Below are 17,435 nucleotides of genomic sequence, written 5' to 3'. Positions count from 1 at the left end.
GTAAACTATATTGATTATTACAACAACAAACGAATTAAGGTAAAACTAAAAGGACTCAGTCCTGTGCAATACAGAACTAAATCCTTTGAATAAATTAATTGTCTAACTTTTTGGGGTCAGTACAGAAACGAGAATTTTCTACCTGTTTTTTAGATATTACTAAAAAAGAGGAAGCTCAGCCTCCTCTTTTTACATTCAATTAATTATGGTTTGATAACTTCAGCTCCACCCATGTATGGACGAAGAACTTCTGGAATGGTCACAGAACCATCTTCGTTTTGATAGTTTTCAAGGATAGCAGCGACTGTACGTCCAACAGCAAGTCCAGAACCATTCAAAGTATGAAGAAGTTTAACCTTACCATCGGCTTCATCACGGTAACGGATTTGGGCACGACGAGCTTGGAAATCTTCTGTATTTGAACAGCTTGAGATTTCACGATAAGTATTTTGCGCAGGAATCCATACTTCCAAGTCATAAGTCTTAGCAGCAGAGAAGCCCATATCTCCAGTAGAGAGAGCAACCACACGATATGGAAGGTTGAGTTTTTGAAGGATGTTTTCAGCGTTGGCTGTCATCTTTTCTAGTTCTTCGTATGACTCTTCAGGTTTGGCAAATTTCACCATTTCTACCTTGTGGAATTGGTGTAAACGAATCAAACCGCGAGTATCGCGACCAGCTGAACCAGCTTCAGAACGGAATGATGGACTCATAGCAGTAAAGTAGATTGGCAAGTCTTTTCCATCAAGAATTTCATCACGGTAGTAGTTGGTCAGAGGAACTTCAGCAGTAGGAATGAGGACGTAGTTAGTATCTTTCAATTCAAACGTATCTTCTTTGAATTTTGGATATTGACCAGTACCGAACATAGAATCATGGTTAACCATGTAAGGTGTGATGACTTCAGTGTAGCCTTCTTTTCCATGTTCATCCAACATAAAGTTGTAAATAGCACGTTCCAAACGAGCTCCAAGGCCTTTATAGAAGAGGAAGCGGGCACCAGTTACTTTTCCACCACGTTCCCAGTCAAGAATACCAAGATCTTCACCTAGATCCCAGTGAGCTTTTGGTTCAAAGTCGAACTCGCGAGGAGTTCCCCAACGGCGAACTTCTACGTTATCGTCTTCGTCTGCACCGATAGGCACGCTATCAGCTGGGATATTTGGAAGTGTTGTGGTAAATTCTGTCAATTTAGCATCGATTTCAGCCAATTCTGCATCAAGAGCTTTTACCTCGGCAGAGAGGGTTTGCATAGCTGCAATCTTATCATCGGCATTTTCCTTGTTACGTTTAGCTTGTGCAATCTCAGCAGAAACTGTGTTACGTTCAGCCTTGAGGGTTTCAACCTTAACCAAGATGTCACGTCGTTTAGCATCGATTTCTTTCATTTCATTTAAGACAGCAGCATCTACACCACGTGTAGCCAATTTTTCTGCGACAGCATCAAAGTCTGTACGAATACGTTTGATATCTAACATAAGAACTCCTTTGTGAAAAAAGCACACCTGACAAAGCGTTGGAGTGGCAGGGCCACGGTTCCATCCAACTTCACAGGTGTGCACTTGATTGTGTATGTAATTGTTACTAACGGTAGAATTTCACCTATCCCTCCTATCTGCTCGCAGCATCCGCAGACTTTCTGAAAGAAGAAGATAACCTACTTATCCGTTGCTATGATTATACTAAAGTTTCTACTTTTTTGCAAATAGATTTTTAAATTTTTGGCTAATTGTCTGAATCAGGGTAGGAAGTTTGACGACCTTGTCATTGCCTAGTTTTTCGCGAGCAATCTTAAGGATTTTTCCAGAGTCTTTTGAGGCGAAGAGGAATTTTCCTTGATCTGTAAAGATTTCAAAATGACGACTGACCTTGCGGCCTGAAACATTGGCTCCGATTTGGTTAACGCTGGACCATGGGATTTGAATATAGTCCTCGACATTCCGGTCTGCGTAAAATTCTAGGGCATGATCTCCAACCAGAAATTTTCCAACCTTTCCTGTAATGGAGAGATAGGAGGTTCCAGTTGTTTGCAAGTCGACGACCTTGTTGAGGGATTGTGCCATGTTTAGTTTTCCTTATTTTCATCGAAAAATGCTTGGTAGAGAGCTTTAAGAGCGGCTTTTTCTTGGTCTTTATGGACAACAAACATGATAGAAACTTCACTAGAACCTTGTGACATCATTTGGATATTAATGTTGTTTTCAGATAAGGCACGAGTGGCTGTGGCAGTTACCCCGATATGGCGCTTCATTTTTTCCCCAACAATCATAATGATAGAGAGGTCGTGTTCGATTTCAGCGTGATCTACTTCTGCTTTTTGAACTAATTGACGAAGGATTTCTTCTTCCTTAATCGGAGTCAATTCTCGTGAACGTAAAATGATAGACAGGTCATCGATACCAGTTGGCATGTGTTCCCAACCAATATTAAGGTCCTCAAGAATCTGAAGAACTTTACGACCAAAACCGATTTCGCGGTTCATCAAATACTTAGACATATTAATGCTGACAAATCCTGAATCTCCAGCAATTCCTACAACTGGAAATTCATCACTACTGTGTTTTAGAACGATACGAGTACCTGGATGCTCAGGATTGTTGGTATTTTTGATAACCAGAGGAATTTTCCCACGGTAGGCTGGTAGAAGTGCTTCATCGTGTAGTACAGAGAATCCTGCATAGGCCAATTCACGCATTTCACGGTAGGTCAATTCTGGGATAGAGTGTGGCTTATGGATAATACCAGGGTGAGCTGCAAAGATTCCATCTACATCAGTAAAGTTTTCATAGAGGTCAGCCTTGACACCAGCAGCAATGATAGAACCAGTAATATCTGATCCCCCACGTGAGAAGGTACAAATTTGATCTTCTTTAGTAACACCGAAGAAACCAGGGATAACAAGAACTTCAGTTGAATTTGTCAATTCCTCGATTTTATCGTAACTTGATGGGATGATTCGCGCATTTCCTGGTTCGCTCGTAACGACGATACCAGCTTCTCTAGGATGAACATAACGTGCTTCCAATCCATTTTGGTTGAAGTAGGCTGCAATCAACTTGGCATTGTTATTTTCTCCAGCTGCTAGAAAGGTATCATAGAGAAACTTATTATCTTCAATTGGAAGAGTTGCAAGAGCACGGATGCTTTTTGAAATTTTGTCTAAAACGGCTGGTTTAAGACCTAATTCGCTAACCATAGCAGCATAGCGATCAATAATCCAGTTTTGGCTTTTGCTAATGTCATTTCCAGCTACATAGTCGCGGTAGTATTTAATCAAGGCATCTGTAACCTTAGTATCTTCAGAATTGCGTTTACCAGGGGCAGATACAACCACAAAACGACGTTCTGGATCACTTTTGACAATATTTAAAACTTTTTCTAACTGACTAGCAGAGGCAAGCGAGCTTCCACCAAATTTAACAACCTTCATAAGAACTCCTAAAGTAAGTATTTTATACGATTATAGCAGAAAGAGGGGCTTTTTTCAATCTGGAAAATTTCCTATATAATTGTTTGAATGTCTCATCAAAAAAGCTTATAATAAAGGTGTAGGGGGAAAACTCTTCACATATAAAGGAGTTGAGTAAGATGATCAAAAGAGTGTTTTGTTTAATACTATTCCTTACCTTCGTGATGATTCCTACAAATATAGGAGCAACTTCTCATCCTCTTTCCAGTGGTCGTTTGACCGGAGAAGAATTAGCGATTGAATATGCTCAGGAAGGTCAGATTTCAGTTGAGAGGGCAAAAATTATCTTATCTATCGGCTTGTCAGATAGTAAGGCAAGGACCTATCGAATTCTCTCTGAAAAGCTTATCGTCAATCCTAACTATGGAGCTAGAGTCAAGTTTTATTGTCGAACAGATGAAAGTGGACAATTTAGAGGAATCACAAAACTCTTAGCTACAAGTCTGGTTAACAAGGACGGAGACAAGGAAGCTCCTTTTACAGGCAATCTTTTTGCCTACCTAGAAGATCCAAATCGTGTTTTTTACATGGTTTCAGGAGAATTCTACCATAAGGGATCCAACCAAGAACAGCTCTATCAGAGAGAAGGAGGGAGAATGCTTGAAGTGATTTATGATTTCGTAGATGATACAAGTACTAGTTTTCCTGTATTTTTAGAGACTAAACTAAGATTTTAAAATCGGCCGAGACACTTTCGGTCGATTTTTCTCTTGTCTTATAAACAAGAAAAAGATATAACTTGAAAATAAAATAATTTAAACATCAATGTAATTTAAAAGGAGTGGCTATGAATCATATTCTCTATCAAGTTCAAGACGATCTAGCGATTCTTACTCTGAATCGTCCCGAGGTAGCAAATGGTTTTCATATTCCAATGTGTCAGGAAATTTTAGAAGCCTTAGAATTAGCTGGAAAAGATAGTGCTGTTTCCTATATTCTCATCAATGCAGCAGGCAAGGTTTTTTCTGTCGGAGGAGACTTGGAAGAGATGAAACGAGCTATCGATGAGGATGATATTGCATCCTTGGCTCAGATTGCAGAATTAGTCAATGCCATTTCTTATAAAATGAAGCAAATTCCTAAGCCTGTCATCATGGAAGTAGACGGAGCAGTTGCTGGTGCAGCTGCCAATATGGCCTTGGCTGTTGACTTCTGTATTGCATCGGACAAGGCTAAATTTATTCAAGCCTTTGTAGGCGTGGGCCTGGCTCCAGATGCGGGTGGTTTATTCTTGCTGACACGATCGTTAGGAGCGACTCGGGCAACGCAACTGGCTATGACCGGTGAAGCTTTTACAGCTGAGAAGGCTTTAGAAGCAGGAGCTGTCTATCGTCTGTGTGCTAGTGAGCAACTGGAAAAGACAAGAGAGCAACTATTGAAGAAGTTGAGAAGAGGCTCTACTAACTCTTACGCAGCCATTAAGAAATTGGTCTGGGAGAGCGAGTTTAAGCAGTGGCATGAATATGCCAAATTGGAACTGGAGCTACAGGAAACTCTATCTTATACCGAAGATTTTAAGGAAGGTGTTCGTGCACATTCTGAAAGAAGACGTCCAAAATTTTTGGGGAAATAATAAAATACTTGCACAATTCTTTGAAGTTTGATATACTTTTTTTGTCAAATGTTTTGATAGTTAAACTTTTTTGATAAGGGAGGGAAGAGAATTGGACTACCAACGGATCAATGACTATTTAACATCTATTTTTAATAACGTCCTGGTGATTGAGGAAGTAAGTTTGCGAGGTAGTCGTTTCAAGGACATCTCTATCAAGGAAATGCACACAATTGATGTGATTGGTAAGTTTCCAGATGTGACACCAAGTCAAGTGTCCAAAGAGTTGATGGTAACTCTAGGAACAGTGACAACTAGTTTGAACAACTTGGAACGGAAAGGTTACATCGAACGCTTGCGTTCAGATCAGGATCGTCGTGTAGTACATCTGCATTTGACCAAGAAAGGTCGACTCGTACATCGTCTCCATAAACGTTTCCACAAGGCCATGGTCGAAAGAATTATCGAAGGAATGAGCCCAGAGGAAATGGACGTCATGAGTAAAGGTTTGACCAATCTTTATCAATTTTTGGAGGATTTGAAATAATGGCTTTTGCAAAAATAAGCCAGGTTGCTCATTATGTACCAGAGCAGATTATCACAAATGAGGATTTAGCTCAGGTTATGGATACGAGTGATGAATGGATTTCAAGTCGAACTGGGATTAAGGAACGTCGCATTTCTAAGACAGAATCAACAGGAGATTTGGCAACGGTAGTTGCAAAACAACTCCTAGAGAAGTCAGGGATTTCTGCTGAAGAGTTGGATTTTATCATTCTAGCTACGATGACACCTGACTCGATGATGCCTTCAACAGCCGCTCGTGTTCAGGCTAAAATCGGCGCTCATAAGGCTTTTGCCTATGACTTAACAGCTGCCTGTAGTGGCTTTATCTTTGCCCTATCAACTGCAGAGAAGTTTATCTCTTCAGGAGCTTATCGTAAGGGTCTAGTTATCGGTAGTGAAACTATGTCAAAAGCTTTAGACTGGTCGGATCGCTCAACTGCTGTCCTATTTGGAGATGGAGCTGGGGGCATCTTGTTAGAAGCAAGCGAAGAGCCACATTTCCTAGCGGAGAGTCTCAATAGCGATGGTTCGCGTAGTGATTGTTTGACCTTTGGACAGACTGGTTTAACTTCACCATTTTCAAATCAAGAAAAGCCCGATGCTTTCTTGAGAATGGATGGCCGAGCAGTTTTTGATTTTGCGATTCGAGATGTTGCTAAGTCTATAAAAAATACCATAGAAGAGAGTCCTCTGTCGGCAGAAGAACTAGACTATCTCTTGCTTCATCAAGCTAATATCCGCATTCTAGATAAGATGGCTAGAAAGATCGGTGTAGATCGAGACAAGCTTCCTGCCAATATGACCAAGTATGGAAATACCAGTGCGGCAAGTATTCCGATCCTACTTTCAGAGTGTGTAGAGGAAGGGCTCATTCGTTTAGATGGTAGCCAAAAAATTCTCTTGTCAGGCTTCGGTGGAGGTTTGACATGGGGCACGCTTATTGTTACAATTTAGGTAATCATGTGGTGAACACATTGTTATAAAAACTATTTATTTAAAAGGAGTCTATCATGGCAGTATTTGAAAAAGTACAAGAAATTATCGTTGAAGAACTTGGAAAAGATGCATCAGAAGTAACACTTGAATCTACTTTTGATGATTTGGATGCAGATTCATTGGACTTGTTCCAAGTGATCTCAGAAATTGAAGATGCTTTTGATATCCAAATCGAAGCTGAAGACAACTTGAAAACAGTTGGTGACTTGGTTGCTTACGTTGAAGAGCAAACAAAATAATTAAAATAAATGAAGAAGGAGTAGGGGGGACCCGCTCCCTCTTGTTTAGGTAATAGTTTGACTGTCAAATTATAATGTAGTCGAACTATTACGTAAGCAAGACATATGGAGGCACTATGAAAACACGTATTACAGAATTATTGAATATTAAATATCCTATCTTCCAAGGTGGAATGGCCTGGGTGGCAGATGGTGACCTTGCTGGAGCTGTTTCAAAAGCAGGTGGTCTAGGTATCATCGGTGGAGGAAATGCTCCTAAAGAAGTGGTTAAGGCCAATATCGATAAGATTAAATCTTTAACAGACAAGCCTTTTGGTGTCAACATTATGCTTCTGTCTCCATTTGTTGATGATATTGTTGACCTCGTCATTGAAGAAGGGGTTAAAGTAGTCACAACTGGCGCAGGAAACCCAAGTAAATATATGCAGCGTTTCCATGATGCTGGAATTACCGTTATTCCTGTAGTTCCTAGTGTTGCTTTGGCTAAACGCATGGAAAAAATTGGAGCGGATGCCGTCATTGCTGAAGGTATGGAAGCTGGTGGACACATCGGTAAACTAACAACTATGACCTTGGTTCGTCAAGTTGCAGCTGCTGTTTCTATTCCTGTTATCGCTGCTGGTGGTATTGCAGACGGTGAAGGAGCTGCTGCTGGCTTTATGCTTGGTGCAGAGGCTGTGCAAGTAGGAACTCGTTTTGTAGTTGCTAAAGAATCAAATGCCCATCCTAACTATAAAGCTAAAATTTTAAAAGCTCGTGATATTGATACAACGATTTCGGCACAACATTTTGGACACGCAGTTCGTGCCATTAAAAACAAATTGACTCGTGATTTCGAGCAAGCTGAAAAAGATGCCTTTAAACAAGAAAATCCAGATTTAGAAATTTTTGAGCAGATGGGCGCAGGAGCCTTAGCTAAAGCAGTTGTCCATGGGGATGTGGATGGCGGTTCAGTGATGGCCGGCCAGATTGCAGGTTTGGTATCTAAAGAAGAAACTGTTGAAGAAATCTTAAAAGATATTTACTATGGTGCAGCTGAAAAGATTCAAGCAGAAGCTGCTCGTTGGGCAGGAGTTACAAGAAATGACTAAAACAGCCTTTCTATTTGCAGGTCAAGGAGCCCAGTACCTTGGAATGGGACGTGAGCTATACGACCAATATGCTATCGTCAAGGAAACAATCGATCAAGCTAGCCAAGTCTTAGGTTATGACCTTCGTGACTTGATTGATAACGATGAAACGAAGCTACATCAGACTCGTTACACACAACCAGCTATTTTAGCTACATCCGTTGCTATTTACCGACTACTAAAGGAAAAAGGTTACCAGCCTGATATGGTGGCAGGTTTGTCTCTTGGAGAATACTCTGCCCTTGTAGCTAGTGGTGCCTTGAATTTCAAAGATGCAGTGGCTCTAGTTGCTAAACGTGGGTCTTATATGGAAGAAGCAGCACCAGCAGGATCAGGGAAAATGGTAGCTGTGCTAAATACACCAGTTGAAGTTATCGAAAAAGCTTGTCAAGAAGCTTCTCAACTTGGTGTTGTGACTCCAGCTAACTACAATACCCCAAGTCAAATTGTTATTGGTGGTGAGGTAGTGGCGGTAGATCGTGCAGTTCAACTCCTGCAAGAAGCGGGAGCTAAACGTTTGATTCCATTAAATGTTTCAGGTTCTTTCCATACAGCTTTATTGGAACCTGCTAGTCAAAAATTAGCTCAAGCCCTGACAGAGATTGAGTTTTCTGATTTTGCTTGTCCACTTGTTGGCAATACAGAAGCAAAGGTCATGGAAAGAGAACGAATTGCAGAACTCTTAATTCATCAAGTTAAGGAACCGGTGCGTTTTTATGAAAGTATTGCTCTTATGCAAGAAACTGGTGTCACTCGTTTTATCGAGATTGGACCTGGTAAAGTTTTGTCAGGATTCGTCAAAAAGATTGATAAAACAGCCCAACTGGCTAATGTGGAAGATCAAGCAAGCTTACAAACACTCTTAGAAAATTAGCCAAACTGGTAGAAGTTCTGAAAGGAGAAACATGAAACTAGAACAGAAAAATGTCTTTATTACAGGCTCAAGTCGAGGAATTGGTCTTGCCATTGCTCATAAATTTGCCAGCTTGGGAGCCAATGTTGTCTTGAATAGTCGTGGTGAAATCTCCGAGGAGCTTCTAGCCGAATTTAAGCCATACGGTGTCAAGGTTCTAGCCATTTCTGGAGATGTCTCAGATTTTGCAGATGCTAAGCGCATGGTGGACCAAGCGATTGAGGAGTTGGGATCAGTTGATGTTTTAGTCAACAATGCCGGGATTACCCAAGACACTCTCCTGCTCAAGATGACAGAAGTAGACTTTGAGAAGGTCTTAAAAGTCAATCTTACGGGTGCCTTCAATATGACACAATCAGTCTTGAAACCGATGATAAAAGCTCGCGAAGGTGCTATCATCAATATGTCTAGTGTCGTTGGTTTGATGGGAAATATCGGTCAAGCAAACTACGCTGCTTCTAAGGCAGGATTGATTGGTTTTACCAAGTCTGTAGCGCGTGAGGTTGCTAATCGCAATGTGAGAGTAAATGCTATTGCGCCAGGGATGATTGAATCGGATATGACCGCAGTCTTGACAGATAAAGTAAAGGATGCCATGTTGGCACAAATTCCGATGAAACAGTTTGGACAAGCAGAGCAGGTTGCTGATGTGACAGCCTTTCTCGCTAGTCAAGATTATCTAACAGGACAAGTAATTGCAATTGATGGTGGACTAACCATGCAATAAGAGTTAAAATAGAGGTAGAAGAATGAAACTGAAGCGAGTAGTAGTGACAGGTTATGGAGTGACATCTCCAATCGGAAACACACCAGAAGAATTTTGGAACAGCTTAAAAACTGGTAAGATTGGAATTGGTGAAATTACTAAGTTTGATCATAGTGAATTTGCAGTGCATAATGCGGCAGAAATCAAAGATTTTCCTTTTGACAAATATTTTGTAAAAAAAGATACCAACCGTTTTGATGCTTATTCTTTGTATGCGCTATATGCAGCCCAAGAAGCCGTTAATCATGCAGGTCTTGATGTAGAAGCTCTGGATAAGGATCGCTTTGGTGTTATCGTTGCTTCAGGTATTGGTGGAATCAAGGAAATCGAAGATCAAGTCATTCGCCTTCATGAAAAAGGTCCAAAACGTGTGAAACCGATGACCCTTCCAAAAGCTTTAGCAAATATGGGCTCAGGAAATGTTGCTATGCGATTTGGTGCTAATGGTATTTGTAAATCTATCAATACTGCTTGTGCTTCTTCAAATGATGCAATCGGGGATGCCTTTCGTTCCATTAAGTTTGGTTACCAAGATGTTATGCTAGTTGGTGGTTCTGAGGCTTCTATCACTCCATTTGCCATTGCAGGCTTCCAAGCCTTGACAGCTCTTTCAACAACAGAGGATCCAAGTCGTGCCTCTATTCCATTTGACAAAGACCGTAATGGTTTTGTCATGGGAGAAGGGGCAGGGATGTTGGTTCTTGAAAGTTTAGAGCATGCTCAAAAACGGGGAGCAACTATCTTGGCTGAAGTTGTTGGTTACGGGAATACCTGTGATGCCTACCATATGACTTCACCACATCCAGAAGGTCAAGGAGCTATTAAAGCCATCAAACTTGCCTTGGAAGAATCAGAGATCACACCAGATCAAGTAGCTTATGTCAATGCTCATGGTACATCAACTCCTGCTAATGAAAAGGGAGAAAGTGGTGCTATCGTAGCAGTTCTTGGTAAGGAAGTACCTGTATCTTCAACCAAGTCATTTACTGGACACTTGCTCGGTGCAGCTGGTGCAGTTGAAGCAATTGCAACAATTGAAGCCATCCGTAACAACTATGTACCGATGACAGCTGGAACGAAAGAATTGTCAGACTATATCGAAGCGAACGTTATCTATGGACAGGGATTGGAGCGTGAAATTCCATATGCTATCTCAAATACCTTTGGATTTGGTGGGCATAATGCAGTCCTTGCTTTCAAACGTTGGGAGAATAAGTAAAGATGAATTTAAATGAAATCAAAGACTTGATGGCACAATTTGACCAGTCAAGCTTGAAAGAATTTTCTTATAAAAATGGAACGGACGAGTTGGTCTTCAGTAAGAATGAAGCGAAACTTGTTTCAGAAGCAAGTCCAGCACCTCAAGTTCAAACTACACCAGCTGTAGAAGTAGTTTCAGAATCAAGTGCTAGTGAATCTGTAGCTGAGGGGGACCTTGTAGAAAGTCCACTTGTCGGAGTTGCTTACTTGGCTGCCGGACCAGACAAATCTAATTTTGTTTCAGTCGGTGATACTATTAAAAAAGGCCAAACCTTGGTTATCATCGAAGCCATGAAGATCATGAATGAAATTCCAGCACCTAAAGATGGTGTTGTAACAGAAATTTTAGTTGAAAATGAAGAAATGGTTGAGTTTGGGAAAGGCTTGGTACGTATCAAATGATTGATATTCAAGAAATTAAAGAAGCTTTGCCACACCGTTATCCCATGCTCTTAGTAGATCGTGTTTTGGAAGTCAGTGAAGATACAATCGTTGCTATTAAAAATGTAACGATTAACGAACCTTTCTTCAATGGTCATTTTCCTCAATACCCAGTTATGCCTGGAGTCCTCATTATGGAAGCCTTGGCTCAGACAGCAGGTGTTTTGGAATTGTCTAAACCTGAAAATAAAGGAAAACTTGTCTTCTATGCTGGTATGGATAAGGTTAAGTTTAAGAAACAAGTTGTTCCTGGTGATCAGCTTGTCATGACAGCAACTTTTGTCAAACGTCGTGGCACAATCGCCGTAGTAGAAGCGAAGGCAGAAGTAGATGGTAAGCTTGCAGCAAGCGGTACTCTGACCTTTGCTATTGGAAACTAGGGAGGTTTTCCATGTTTCGTAAGATTTTAATTGCCAATCGTGGTGAAATTGCTGTTCGTATTATTCGTGCGGCACGAGAATTAGGAATTGCAACAGTCGCTGTCTATTCGACTGCTGACAAGGAAGCTCTCCACACGCTTTTGGCTGATGAGGCTATCTGTATCGGCCCTGGAAAGGCTACAGAATCTTATCTGAACATCAATGCTATCCTATCAGCTGCGGTATTGACTGAAGCTGAAGCTATTCACCCTGGATTTGGTTTTTTAAGTGAAAATTCCAAATTTGCAACCATGTGTGAAGAAGTTGGGATCAAATTTATCGGACCATCAGCTCGTGTCATGGATGTCATGGGAGATAAAATTAACGCCCGTGCTCAAATGATTAAGGCAAACGTACCTGTCATTCCAGGATCAGATGGAGAAGTCCATACTGCAGAAGAGGCTCTTGCTATTGCTGAAAAAATTGGTTATCCAGTTATGCTGAAAGCTTCAGCTGGAGGTGGTGGAAAAGGGATTCGTAAGGTTGAAAAAGCAGAAGATCTTGTATCAGCCTTTGAAACAGCCTCTAGTGAAGCTAAAGCAAACTTTGGTAATGGAGCTATGTACCTTGAGCGTGTCATTTATCCTGCCCGCCATATTGAAGTACAGATTCTTGCTGACCAAATGGGACATGTTATTCACCTAGGTGAGCGTGACTGTTCGCTTCAGCGGAATAACCAAAAGGTTTTAGAAGAAAGTCCTTCCATTGCTATCGGGAAAACACTGCGTAATGAAATTGGTGCTGCAGCAGTCCGTGCAGCGGAGTCTGTTGGTTATGAAAATGCTGGTACTATTGAATTCCTACTAGATGAAGCAACTGGGAAATTCTACTTTATGGAGATGAATACGCGTGTCCAAGTCGAACATCCAGTAACCGAATTTGTTTCTGGTGTGGATATTGTCAAGGAACAAATCCGTATCGCAGCAGGTCAACCATTGACCTTGAAGCAAGAAGATATTGTTCTAAAAGGACACGCCATTGAGTGTCGAATTAACGCAGAAAATCCAGCCTTTAATTTTGCACCAAGTCCAGGTAAGATTACCAATCTTTATCTACCGAGTGGTGGTGTCGGCTTGCGTGTTGACTCTGCAGTTTATCCAGGTTATACCATTCCGCCATACTATGATAGTATGATTGCTAAGATTATCGTTCATGGGGAAAATCGTTTTGATGCTCTTATGAAAATGCAACGAGCTCTTTATGAACTCGAAATTGAAGGGGTCGTCACCAATGCTGATTTTCAACTCGATTTGATTTCAGATCGTCGAGTAATAGCAGGAGACTATGACACCTCATTCTTGATGGAGACCTTCTTACCACACTATCAAGAAAAAGAATAATGTAATACTCTTCGAAAATCTCTTCAAACTGCGTCAGCTTCGCTTGGGATTATATATGTGACTGACTTCGTCAGTCTTATCTACAACCTTAAAGCAGTGCTTTGAGAAACCTGCGGCTAGCTTCCTAGTTTGCTCTTTGATTTTCATTGAGTATAAAAATAGTATAAGACTGAAAAGGGGGATGTATGGCTCTATTTAGTAAAAAAGATAAATATATTCGAATCAATCCCAATCGTTCGACTGTAAATCAACCTCAGATCAAGCCAGAGGTTCCAGATGAGCTCTTCTCCCAATGTCCAGGTTGCAAATATACGATTTACCAAAAGGACTTGGGGAGTGAGCGTATATGCCCTCACTGTGGCTATACCTTCCGTATTTCAGCTCAAGAGCGTTTAGCTTTAACCATTGATATGGGTACGTTTTTAGAAATGTTTAAAGGGATTGAGACTCAGGATCCTTTGAATTTTCCAGGCTATCGTAAAAAATTGACTTTGATGCGTGAAAAGACAGGTCTTGATGAGGCTGTTGTTACAGGAACAGCTTTGATTAAGGGAGAGAAGGTTGCCCTTGGCATCATGGATTCTAACTTTATTATGGCGTCAATGGGGACAGTTGTTGGTGAGAAAATCACTCGCTTGTTCGAATATGCGACCACTGAAAAATTACCAGTCGTCTTGTTTACAGCTTCTGGTGGTGCTCGTATGCAAGAAGGAATCATGAGCTTGATGCAGATGGCCAAAATCTCTGCAGCAGTCAAACGTCATTCCAATGCAGGTCTCTTTTATCTGACAATCCTTACGGACCCGACGACTGGAGGAGTAACAGCTTCCTTCGCTATGGAAGGGGATATTATCTTGGCAGAACCGCAAAGTTTGGTAGGTTTTGCTGGACGCCGTGTGATTGAAAATACGGTAAGGGAAGACTTACCAGAGGATTTCCAGAAGGCAGAGTTTCTTCTAGAGCATGGCTTTGTAGATGCAATTGTAAAACGGCGAGAATTGCCAGATATGATTGCTCGATTAGTAAGGTTGCATAAGGGGGATCGTTTATGAATATAGCGAAAATCGTCAGAGAAGCACGTGAACAAACCCGCTTAACTGCCTTGGACTTCGCAACAGGAATTTTTGATGACTTTGTAGAACTACATGGGGATCGCTCATTCAGAGATGATGGTGCTGTTATTGGTGGTATCGGATGGTTGGGAGAACAAGCAGTAACTGTAGTTGGAATCCAAAAAGGTAAAAGTTTACAAGATAATCTTAACCGTAACTTTGGACAACCCCATCCAGAAGGCTACCGCAAGGCCCTTCGTTTGATGAAGCAAGCAGAAAAGTTTGGTCGTCCAATTGTAACCTTTATTAATACTGCTGGTGCCTATCCTGGTGTAGGCGCAGAAGAACGTGGTCAAGGCGAAGCCATTGCTCGTAACCTCATGGAGATGAGCGACCTAAAAGTGCCCATTATCGCCATTATTATTGGTGAAGGTGGCTCTGGTGGAGCTCTAGCTCTAGCAGTTGCTGACCGTGTTTGGATGCTAGAAAACTCTATCTATGCAGTTCTCAGTCCCGAAGGCTTTGCTTCTATCTTGTGGAAAGATGGCACGCGTGCCATGGAAGCAGCTGAGTTGATGAAAATCACCTCGTATGAGTTGTTGGATATGCAAGTTGTTGATAAGGTCATCTCTGAGGTGGGTCTATCAAGTAAAGAACTGATCAAGCAAGTGAAGGAACAACTCCAGGCAGAACTTGATGAACTTGGTAAACTGCCACTAGAACAGCTCATTGAAGAACGTTATCAACGCTTTAGAAAATATTAAAAAGACAGCTAGAACTAAAAAAGGTTCTAGCTTTTTGGCTGCTATAAAAAAGATATGTCAGGATTAAGAATTGACAGTTGAGGAAATGGAACTGAGAGTCGTTAAAAAAAATGTATATTATATAATAAGGGATGATAATCTATAAGTGTTACAAAGAATAGATTAAGTTTTAATAGTTTTTATGCTGTGCTAGGTCAGTATATAACTGATAAACTGAATAGGGGGTGTTAATTTTTCCCTCCATCAAGGTAATTTTAATTTTTTTAAGGAATGAGTATGAAAAAACTTTGGCATTTGGGAGTCTATATCTTACTGGTATTTCTATCGGTTTATCTACCAGAGTTAGGGATTGTGCATCTGACTAAGTTTTTAGGATGGGGGATAAATGGCTATTCTATCTTTTTAACAGTTGAAGTAATAGCTCTTTTGCTATTATTTATCTACTGGCTCAAAAAGAAAGAGATGCTCTATATTTTTGAAAAAAAGGGTTCAAAGAAGTCAAGGTTCTTTTACCTTGTAGTTGGTCTAGTGGCTACTTATTTTGATCGTCAATTGGTGGATGCTTTTCAGTTACAGTTTCATCACTTCATTGATAACAAGTATATCTTTCAAGACCTTCTTTCAGCCTTGTATTCAAATGGACAACCAACTTTTCTATCAACTGTTCTCAGTTTTAGTTTAACAGTAGTCGTCGGACCTATATTGGAGGAACTGATTCATAGAGGGTACTTTATGAATACCTTTTTCCCCCAGTCCAAGTACTATCTGGATGTTATCCTATCTGCTCTTATCTTTGGACTTAGTCATTTGATCTTAACTCACCGAGATCCTATCAGTTTGATCATTTATAGTTTAGGCGGTCTCTTCTATGCCCTTGTCTACCGTTGGACAAAGAACCTGAGAATTACAATCCTATGCCATAGTTTTTTCAACTTTCTCACTTATGCCAAGCCCATCTGGATATTTGTTTATAATTATGTCTATTATCACTTTTTTAGATAGTGGAAGGCAAAGAAAAAAGTGTTTGATAACTGTCAAACACTTTTTCTATATTATTTAATCTTCTTCTGTCACAAATTGACTGAGGAGTCCATTGATGAAACGGGCTGACTTTTGATCTGAAAAGCTCTTAGCAAGTTCAATGGCTTCGTTAACAGCTACGAGTTGAGGAGTATCAAATGAAGTAATTTCAAAAACTCCTAGGCGTAGAAGAGTTTTTTCCACTAAAGTCAGACGATCGATGGTCCAACCAGTTTTCAAATGTTGAGTGATTTGTTTATCCAGATCATCCTTTTTAGCTTGGACACCAGAAACGAGCTCCACAAGGAAGTTAGGAAGTTGCACATCTGCATCTTCGCGATCATGCGTGTAGGCGAAGCGACAAGCAGTTTCTAGATCTGAACCAAATTCAAGACTCATCAAAGCTTGGAAAGCACATTTACGTAGCTCACGTCTAGATTCTAATAATGGACTAGTCATTGAGGAAGTCCTCGTCGAATAAGTCTTTCAATTCTGGTTTTGGTGTTTTATCTGGAACGATACCAGCAACGTGAATGTTGACGGCAGAGATTTCAACATCAGCCATGTTACGGACAGCATCCTTAACAGCTTTCTGGATAGCCATAGCAACCTTAGGAACTTTGACACCGTACTCTAGGTAGAGGTAGATATCAGCTGTGAGCTCATCGTTAGCTTCTTTTAGGTATACGCCACGACCAAGAGAAAGTTTTGAAAGGGTGTCAGATACTGATTTGTTTGAAAAAGAGTGTACGCCTTCAACTTTCGCAGTTGCAATAGCAATGATTTTTTCTAGTACACGTGGGGCGATGACGATTTCGCCAAGTTGTTCTTCAATTCCCATAGAATGACCTCTTTCTAGTTTCTAGAGATTAGGCGCGAGAAACGTAAGTTCCTTCTGCAGTGTTGATAATCAATTTTTGACCTGCTTCGATGAAGTCTGGAACGTTTACGACAAGACCAGTTTCCATTGTTGCTGGTTTACCAGAACCTGTAACAGTAGCACCTTTGATAGATGGTTGTGTTTCAGCAACTGTCAATTCAACAGTAGTTGGTACAGTTACACCGATTACTTCAGTTCCGTAGAATTGGATTTTTACATCTGAGTTTTCAAGGATGTAAAGCAATTCGTTTTCAACATTCACAACAGGAATTTCGTATTGGTCATAAGTTTCTGTGTTCATGAAGTAAGCTGTGTCGTCCATTTTGTACAAGTATTGAGCTGGAACTGTTTCGATGATCGCTTGCTCAAATTTTTCTTCTGGGCGGTAGCTTGTTTCAAATGTTGAACCAGTACGGACATCACGCAATTTCATACGCATGATAGTGTTTCCTTTACCTGGTTTGTGGTGGCTAGCTTCCAAAACGCGGATCAATTTTCCTTCAGCTGTTTCAAAAGTCATACCAGCCTTTAGTTTACTTGCTTCAATCATGTTTTTACCTCTTTAATAAATAGTTTACTCTTCATTCTACCATAAAATCTTCTGGAAATAAAGCCAAAATAGTTATT

At 40.7% G+C, this 17,435-nt stretch carries 22 protein-coding genes; 16 read left to right on the top strand and 6 right to left on the bottom strand.

The genetic code is table 11. The features are described 5' to 3' along the window. On the top strand, window positions 1-93 hold a 93-nt coding region (locus tag QM877_RS06840; RefSeq protein ID WP_414274103.1), incomplete at its 5' end, for an IS3 family transposase. 110 nt (window positions 94-203) lie between these two features. Here the strand turns inward: QM877_RS06840 and serS are convergent. The 3 genes from serS to QM877_RS06825 all read right to left on the bottom strand — a co-directional run bounded on the left by serS (window position 204) and on the right by QM877_RS06825 (window position 3,430). Next, complete coding sequence (gene serS / locus QM877_RS06835; protein ID WP_049530108.1) at window positions 204-1,478, bottom strand: serine--tRNA ligase; 1,275 nt, start codon at window positions 1,476-1,478, stop codon at window positions 204-206. 213 nt (window positions 1,479-1,691) lie between these two features. Continuing rightward, complete coding sequence (locus QM877_RS06830; protein WP_414317960.1) at window positions 1,692-2,063, bottom strand: DUF956 family protein; 372 nt, start codon at window positions 2,061-2,063, stop codon at window positions 1,692-1,694. 2 nt (window positions 2,064-2,065) lie between these two features. Then, window positions 2,066-3,430, bottom strand: coding sequence for an aspartate kinase (locus tag QM877_RS06825; RefSeq protein ID WP_414317959.1), 1,365 nt, complete (start codon window positions 3,428-3,430; stop codon window positions 2,066-2,068). Window positions 3,431-3,633: 203 nt separating this feature from the next. Between QM877_RS06825 and QM877_RS06820 the strand changes: the two genes are divergently transcribed. From QM877_RS06820 to QM877_RS06750, 15 genes are all read left to right on the top strand, one after another. Next, window positions 3,634-4,146 carry a hypothetical protein gene (locus QM877_RS06820; protein ID WP_414317958.1) on the top strand — a complete coding sequence of 171 codons (513 nt, stop codon included), beginning with the start codon at window positions 3,634-3,636 and terminating at the stop codon, window positions 4,144-4,146. Window positions 4,147-4,256: 110 nt separating this feature from the next. Continuing rightward, window positions 4,257-5,042 carry an enoyl-CoA hydratase gene (locus QM877_RS06815; RefSeq protein ID WP_414317957.1) on the top strand — a complete coding sequence of 262 codons (786 nt, stop codon included), beginning with the start codon at window positions 4,257-4,259 and terminating at the stop codon, window positions 5,040-5,042. A gap of 91 nt (window positions 5,043-5,133) precedes the next feature. Further along, a complete protein-coding gene (locus tag QM877_RS06810; RefSeq protein WP_000386343.1) occupies window positions 5,134-5,568 on the top strand; it encodes a MarR family winged helix-turn-helix transcriptional regulator in 435 nt (144 codons plus the stop codon). Further along, window positions 5,568-6,542 carry a beta-ketoacyl-ACP synthase III gene (locus QM877_RS06805; protein ID WP_414317956.1) on the top strand — a complete coding sequence of 325 codons (975 nt, stop codon included), beginning with the start codon at window positions 5,568-5,570 and terminating at the stop codon, window positions 6,540-6,542. Before QM877_RS06810 ends, QM877_RS06805 begins: the two co-directional genes overlap by 1 nt. 56 nt (window positions 6,543-6,598) lie before the next feature. Beyond that, window positions 6,599-6,823, top strand: a complete 225-nt coding sequence (locus QM877_RS06800; protein ID WP_000257840.1) for an acyl carrier protein — start codon at window positions 6,599-6,601, stop codon at window positions 6,821-6,823. Window positions 6,824-6,939: 116 nt separating this feature from the next. After that, a complete protein-coding gene (gene fabK, locus QM877_RS06795; RefSeq protein WP_414317955.1) occupies window positions 6,940-7,914 on the top strand; it encodes an enoyl-[acyl-carrier-protein] reductase FabK in 975 nt (324 codons plus the stop codon). Then, window positions 7,907-8,827, top strand: a complete 921-nt coding sequence (gene fabD, locus QM877_RS06790; RefSeq protein ID WP_414317954.1) for an ACP S-malonyltransferase — start codon at window positions 7,907-7,909, stop codon at window positions 8,825-8,827. Before fabK ends, fabD begins: the two co-directional genes overlap by 8 nt. A 31-nt stretch (window positions 8,828-8,858) precedes the next feature. Beyond that, a complete protein-coding gene (gene fabG / locus QM877_RS06785; RefSeq protein ID WP_414317953.1) occupies window positions 8,859-9,593 on the top strand; it encodes a 3-oxoacyl-[acyl-carrier-protein] reductase in 735 nt (244 codons plus the stop codon). A 22-nt stretch (window positions 9,594-9,615) separates the two neighbouring features. Then, entirely contained in the window at window positions 9,616-10,851 is a 1,236-nt protein-coding gene (gene fabF, locus QM877_RS06780) for a beta-ketoacyl-ACP synthase II (protein WP_414317952.1), read from the top strand. A gap of 2 nt (window positions 10,852-10,853) precedes the next feature. Next, the gene (gene accB, locus QM877_RS06775; protein WP_414317951.1) at window positions 10,854-11,294 is read left to right on the top strand and encodes an acetyl-CoA carboxylase biotin carboxyl carrier protein; all 441 of its coding nucleotides are present in this window, start codon (window positions 10,854-10,856) and stop codon (window positions 11,292-11,294) included. Then, on the top strand, window positions 11,291-11,713 hold the full coding sequence (gene fabZ, locus QM877_RS06770; RefSeq protein WP_050129038.1) for a 3-hydroxyacyl-ACP dehydratase FabZ: 423 nt from the start codon (window positions 11,291-11,293) through the stop codon (window positions 11,711-11,713). Before accB ends, fabZ begins: the two co-directional genes overlap by 4 nt. 11 nt (window positions 11,714-11,724) lie before the next feature. Then, window positions 11,725-13,092, top strand: coding sequence for an acetyl-CoA carboxylase biotin carboxylase subunit (gene accC, locus QM877_RS06765; RefSeq protein ID WP_049508931.1), 1,368 nt, complete (start codon window positions 11,725-11,727; stop codon window positions 13,090-13,092). Window positions 13,093-13,277: 185 nt separating this feature from the next. Beyond that, window positions 13,278-14,144, top strand: a complete 867-nt coding sequence (accD, locus tag QM877_RS06760) for an acetyl-CoA carboxylase, carboxyltransferase subunit beta (RefSeq protein WP_414317950.1) — start codon at window positions 13,278-13,280, stop codon at window positions 14,142-14,144. Then, window positions 14,141-14,908: an acetyl-CoA carboxylase carboxyl transferase subunit alpha gene (locus QM877_RS06755; RefSeq protein WP_414317949.1), complete on the top strand. Its 768-nt coding sequence runs from the start codon at window positions 14,141-14,143 to the stop codon at window positions 14,906-14,908. The genes accD and QM877_RS06755 overlap by 4 nt, the downstream gene beginning before the upstream one ends. Before the next feature lie 276 nt (window positions 14,909-15,184). Then, window positions 15,185-15,910 carry a lysostaphin resistance A-like protein gene (locus QM877_RS06750; protein ID WP_414317948.1) on the top strand — a complete coding sequence of 242 codons (726 nt, stop codon included), beginning with the start codon at window positions 15,185-15,187 and terminating at the stop codon, window positions 15,908-15,910. Between the two features lie 54 nt (window positions 15,911-15,964). On the opposite strand, the gene nusB is transcribed toward QM877_RS06750, so the two are convergent. From nusB to efp, 3 genes are read right to left on the bottom strand one after another with little or no spacing between them, the layout of a single operon-like run. Next, window positions 15,965-16,387 carry a transcription antitermination factor NusB gene (nusB, locus tag QM877_RS06745; RefSeq protein ID WP_281335152.1) on the bottom strand — a complete coding sequence of 141 codons (423 nt, stop codon included), beginning with the start codon at window positions 16,385-16,387 and terminating at the stop codon, window positions 15,965-15,967. Then, window positions 16,380-16,769: an Asp23/Gls24 family envelope stress response protein gene (locus tag QM877_RS06740; protein ID WP_049503061.1), complete on the bottom strand. Its 390-nt coding sequence runs from the start codon at window positions 16,767-16,769 to the stop codon at window positions 16,380-16,382. Before QM877_RS06740 ends, nusB begins: the two co-directional genes overlap by 8 nt. A 28-nt stretch (window positions 16,770-16,797) precedes the next feature. Then, window positions 16,798-17,358, bottom strand: a complete 561-nt coding sequence (gene efp, locus QM877_RS06735) for an elongation factor P (RefSeq protein ID WP_000568646.1) — start codon at window positions 17,356-17,358, stop codon at window positions 16,798-16,800. Between the last annotated feature and the right edge of the window lie 77 nt (window positions 17,359-17,435).

The sequence above is a fragment of the Streptococcus infantis genome (genome assembly GCF_047463655.1).
Lineage (GTDB): Bacteria > Bacillota > Bacilli > Lactobacillales > Streptococcaceae > Streptococcus > Streptococcus infantis_Z.
This window is presented reverse-complemented; position numbering and strand designations above follow the sequence as displayed.

Excerpts from the sequence above, each read along its gene's own strand:
- fabG (WP_414317953.1), top strand. The coding sequence starts at position 8,859 with ATGAAACTAGAACAGAAAAATGTCTTTATTACAGGCTCAAGTCGAGGA.
- QM877_RS06815 (WP_414317957.1), top strand. The coding sequence starts at position 4,257 with ATGAATCATATTCTCTATCAAGTTCAAGACGATCTAGCGATTCTTACT.
- fabZ (WP_050129038.1), top strand. The coding sequence starts at position 11,291 with ATGATTGATATTCAAGAAATTAAAGAAGCTTTGCCACACCGTTATCCC.
- QM877_RS06830 (WP_414317960.1), bottom strand. The coding sequence starts at position 2,063 with ATGGCACAATCCCTCAACAAGGTCGTCGACTTGCAAACAACTGGAACC.
- fabF (WP_414317952.1), top strand. The coding sequence starts at position 9,616 with ATGAAACTGAAGCGAGTAGTAGTGACAGGTTATGGAGTGACATCTCCA.
- accC (WP_049508931.1), top strand. The coding sequence starts at position 11,725 with ATGTTTCGTAAGATTTTAATTGCCAATCGTGGTGAAATTGCTGTTCGT.
- fabK (WP_414317955.1), top strand. The coding sequence starts at position 6,940 with ATGAAAACACGTATTACAGAATTATTGAATATTAAATATCCTATCTTC.
- accD (WP_414317950.1), top strand. The coding sequence starts at position 13,278 with ATGGCTCTATTTAGTAAAAAAGATAAATATATTCGAATCAATCCCAAT.
- QM877_RS06750 (WP_414317948.1), top strand. The coding sequence starts at position 15,185 with ATGAAAAAACTTTGGCATTTGGGAGTCTATATCTTACTGGTATTTCTA.
- fabD (WP_414317954.1), top strand. The coding sequence starts at position 7,907 with ATGACTAAAACAGCCTTTCTATTTGCAGGTCAAGGAGCCCAGTACCTT.
- QM877_RS06755 (WP_414317949.1), top strand. The coding sequence starts at position 14,141 with ATGAATATAGCGAAAATCGTCAGAGAAGCACGTGAACAAACCCGCTTA.
- QM877_RS06800 (WP_000257840.1), top strand. The coding sequence starts at position 6,599 with ATGGCAGTATTTGAAAAAGTACAAGAAATTATCGTTGAAGAACTTGGA.
- efp (WP_000568646.1), bottom strand. The coding sequence starts at position 17,358 with ATGATTGAAGCAAGTAAACTAAAGGCTGGTATGACTTTTGAAACAGCT.
- QM877_RS06740 (WP_049503061.1), bottom strand. The coding sequence starts at position 16,769 with ATGGGAATTGAAGAACAACTTGGCGAAATCGTCATCGCCCCACGTGTA.
- serS (WP_049530108.1), bottom strand. The coding sequence starts at position 1,478 with ATGTTAGATATCAAACGTATTCGTACAGACTTTGATGCTGTCGCAGAA.
- nusB (WP_281335152.1), bottom strand. The coding sequence starts at position 16,387 with ATGACTAGTCCATTATTAGAATCTAGACGTGAGCTACGTAAATGTGCT.
- accB (WP_414317951.1), top strand. The coding sequence starts at position 10,854 with ATGAATTTAAATGAAATCAAAGACTTGATGGCACAATTTGACCAGTCA.
- QM877_RS06805 (WP_414317956.1), top strand. The coding sequence starts at position 5,568 with ATGGCTTTTGCAAAAATAAGCCAGGTTGCTCATTATGTACCAGAGCAG.
- QM877_RS06820 (WP_414317958.1), top strand. The coding sequence starts at position 3,634 with ATGATTCCTACAAATATAGGAGCAACTTCTCATCCTCTTTCCAGTGGT.
- QM877_RS06825 (WP_414317959.1), bottom strand. The coding sequence starts at position 3,430 with ATGAAGGTTGTTAAATTTGGTGGAAGCTCGCTTGCCTCTGCTAGTCAG.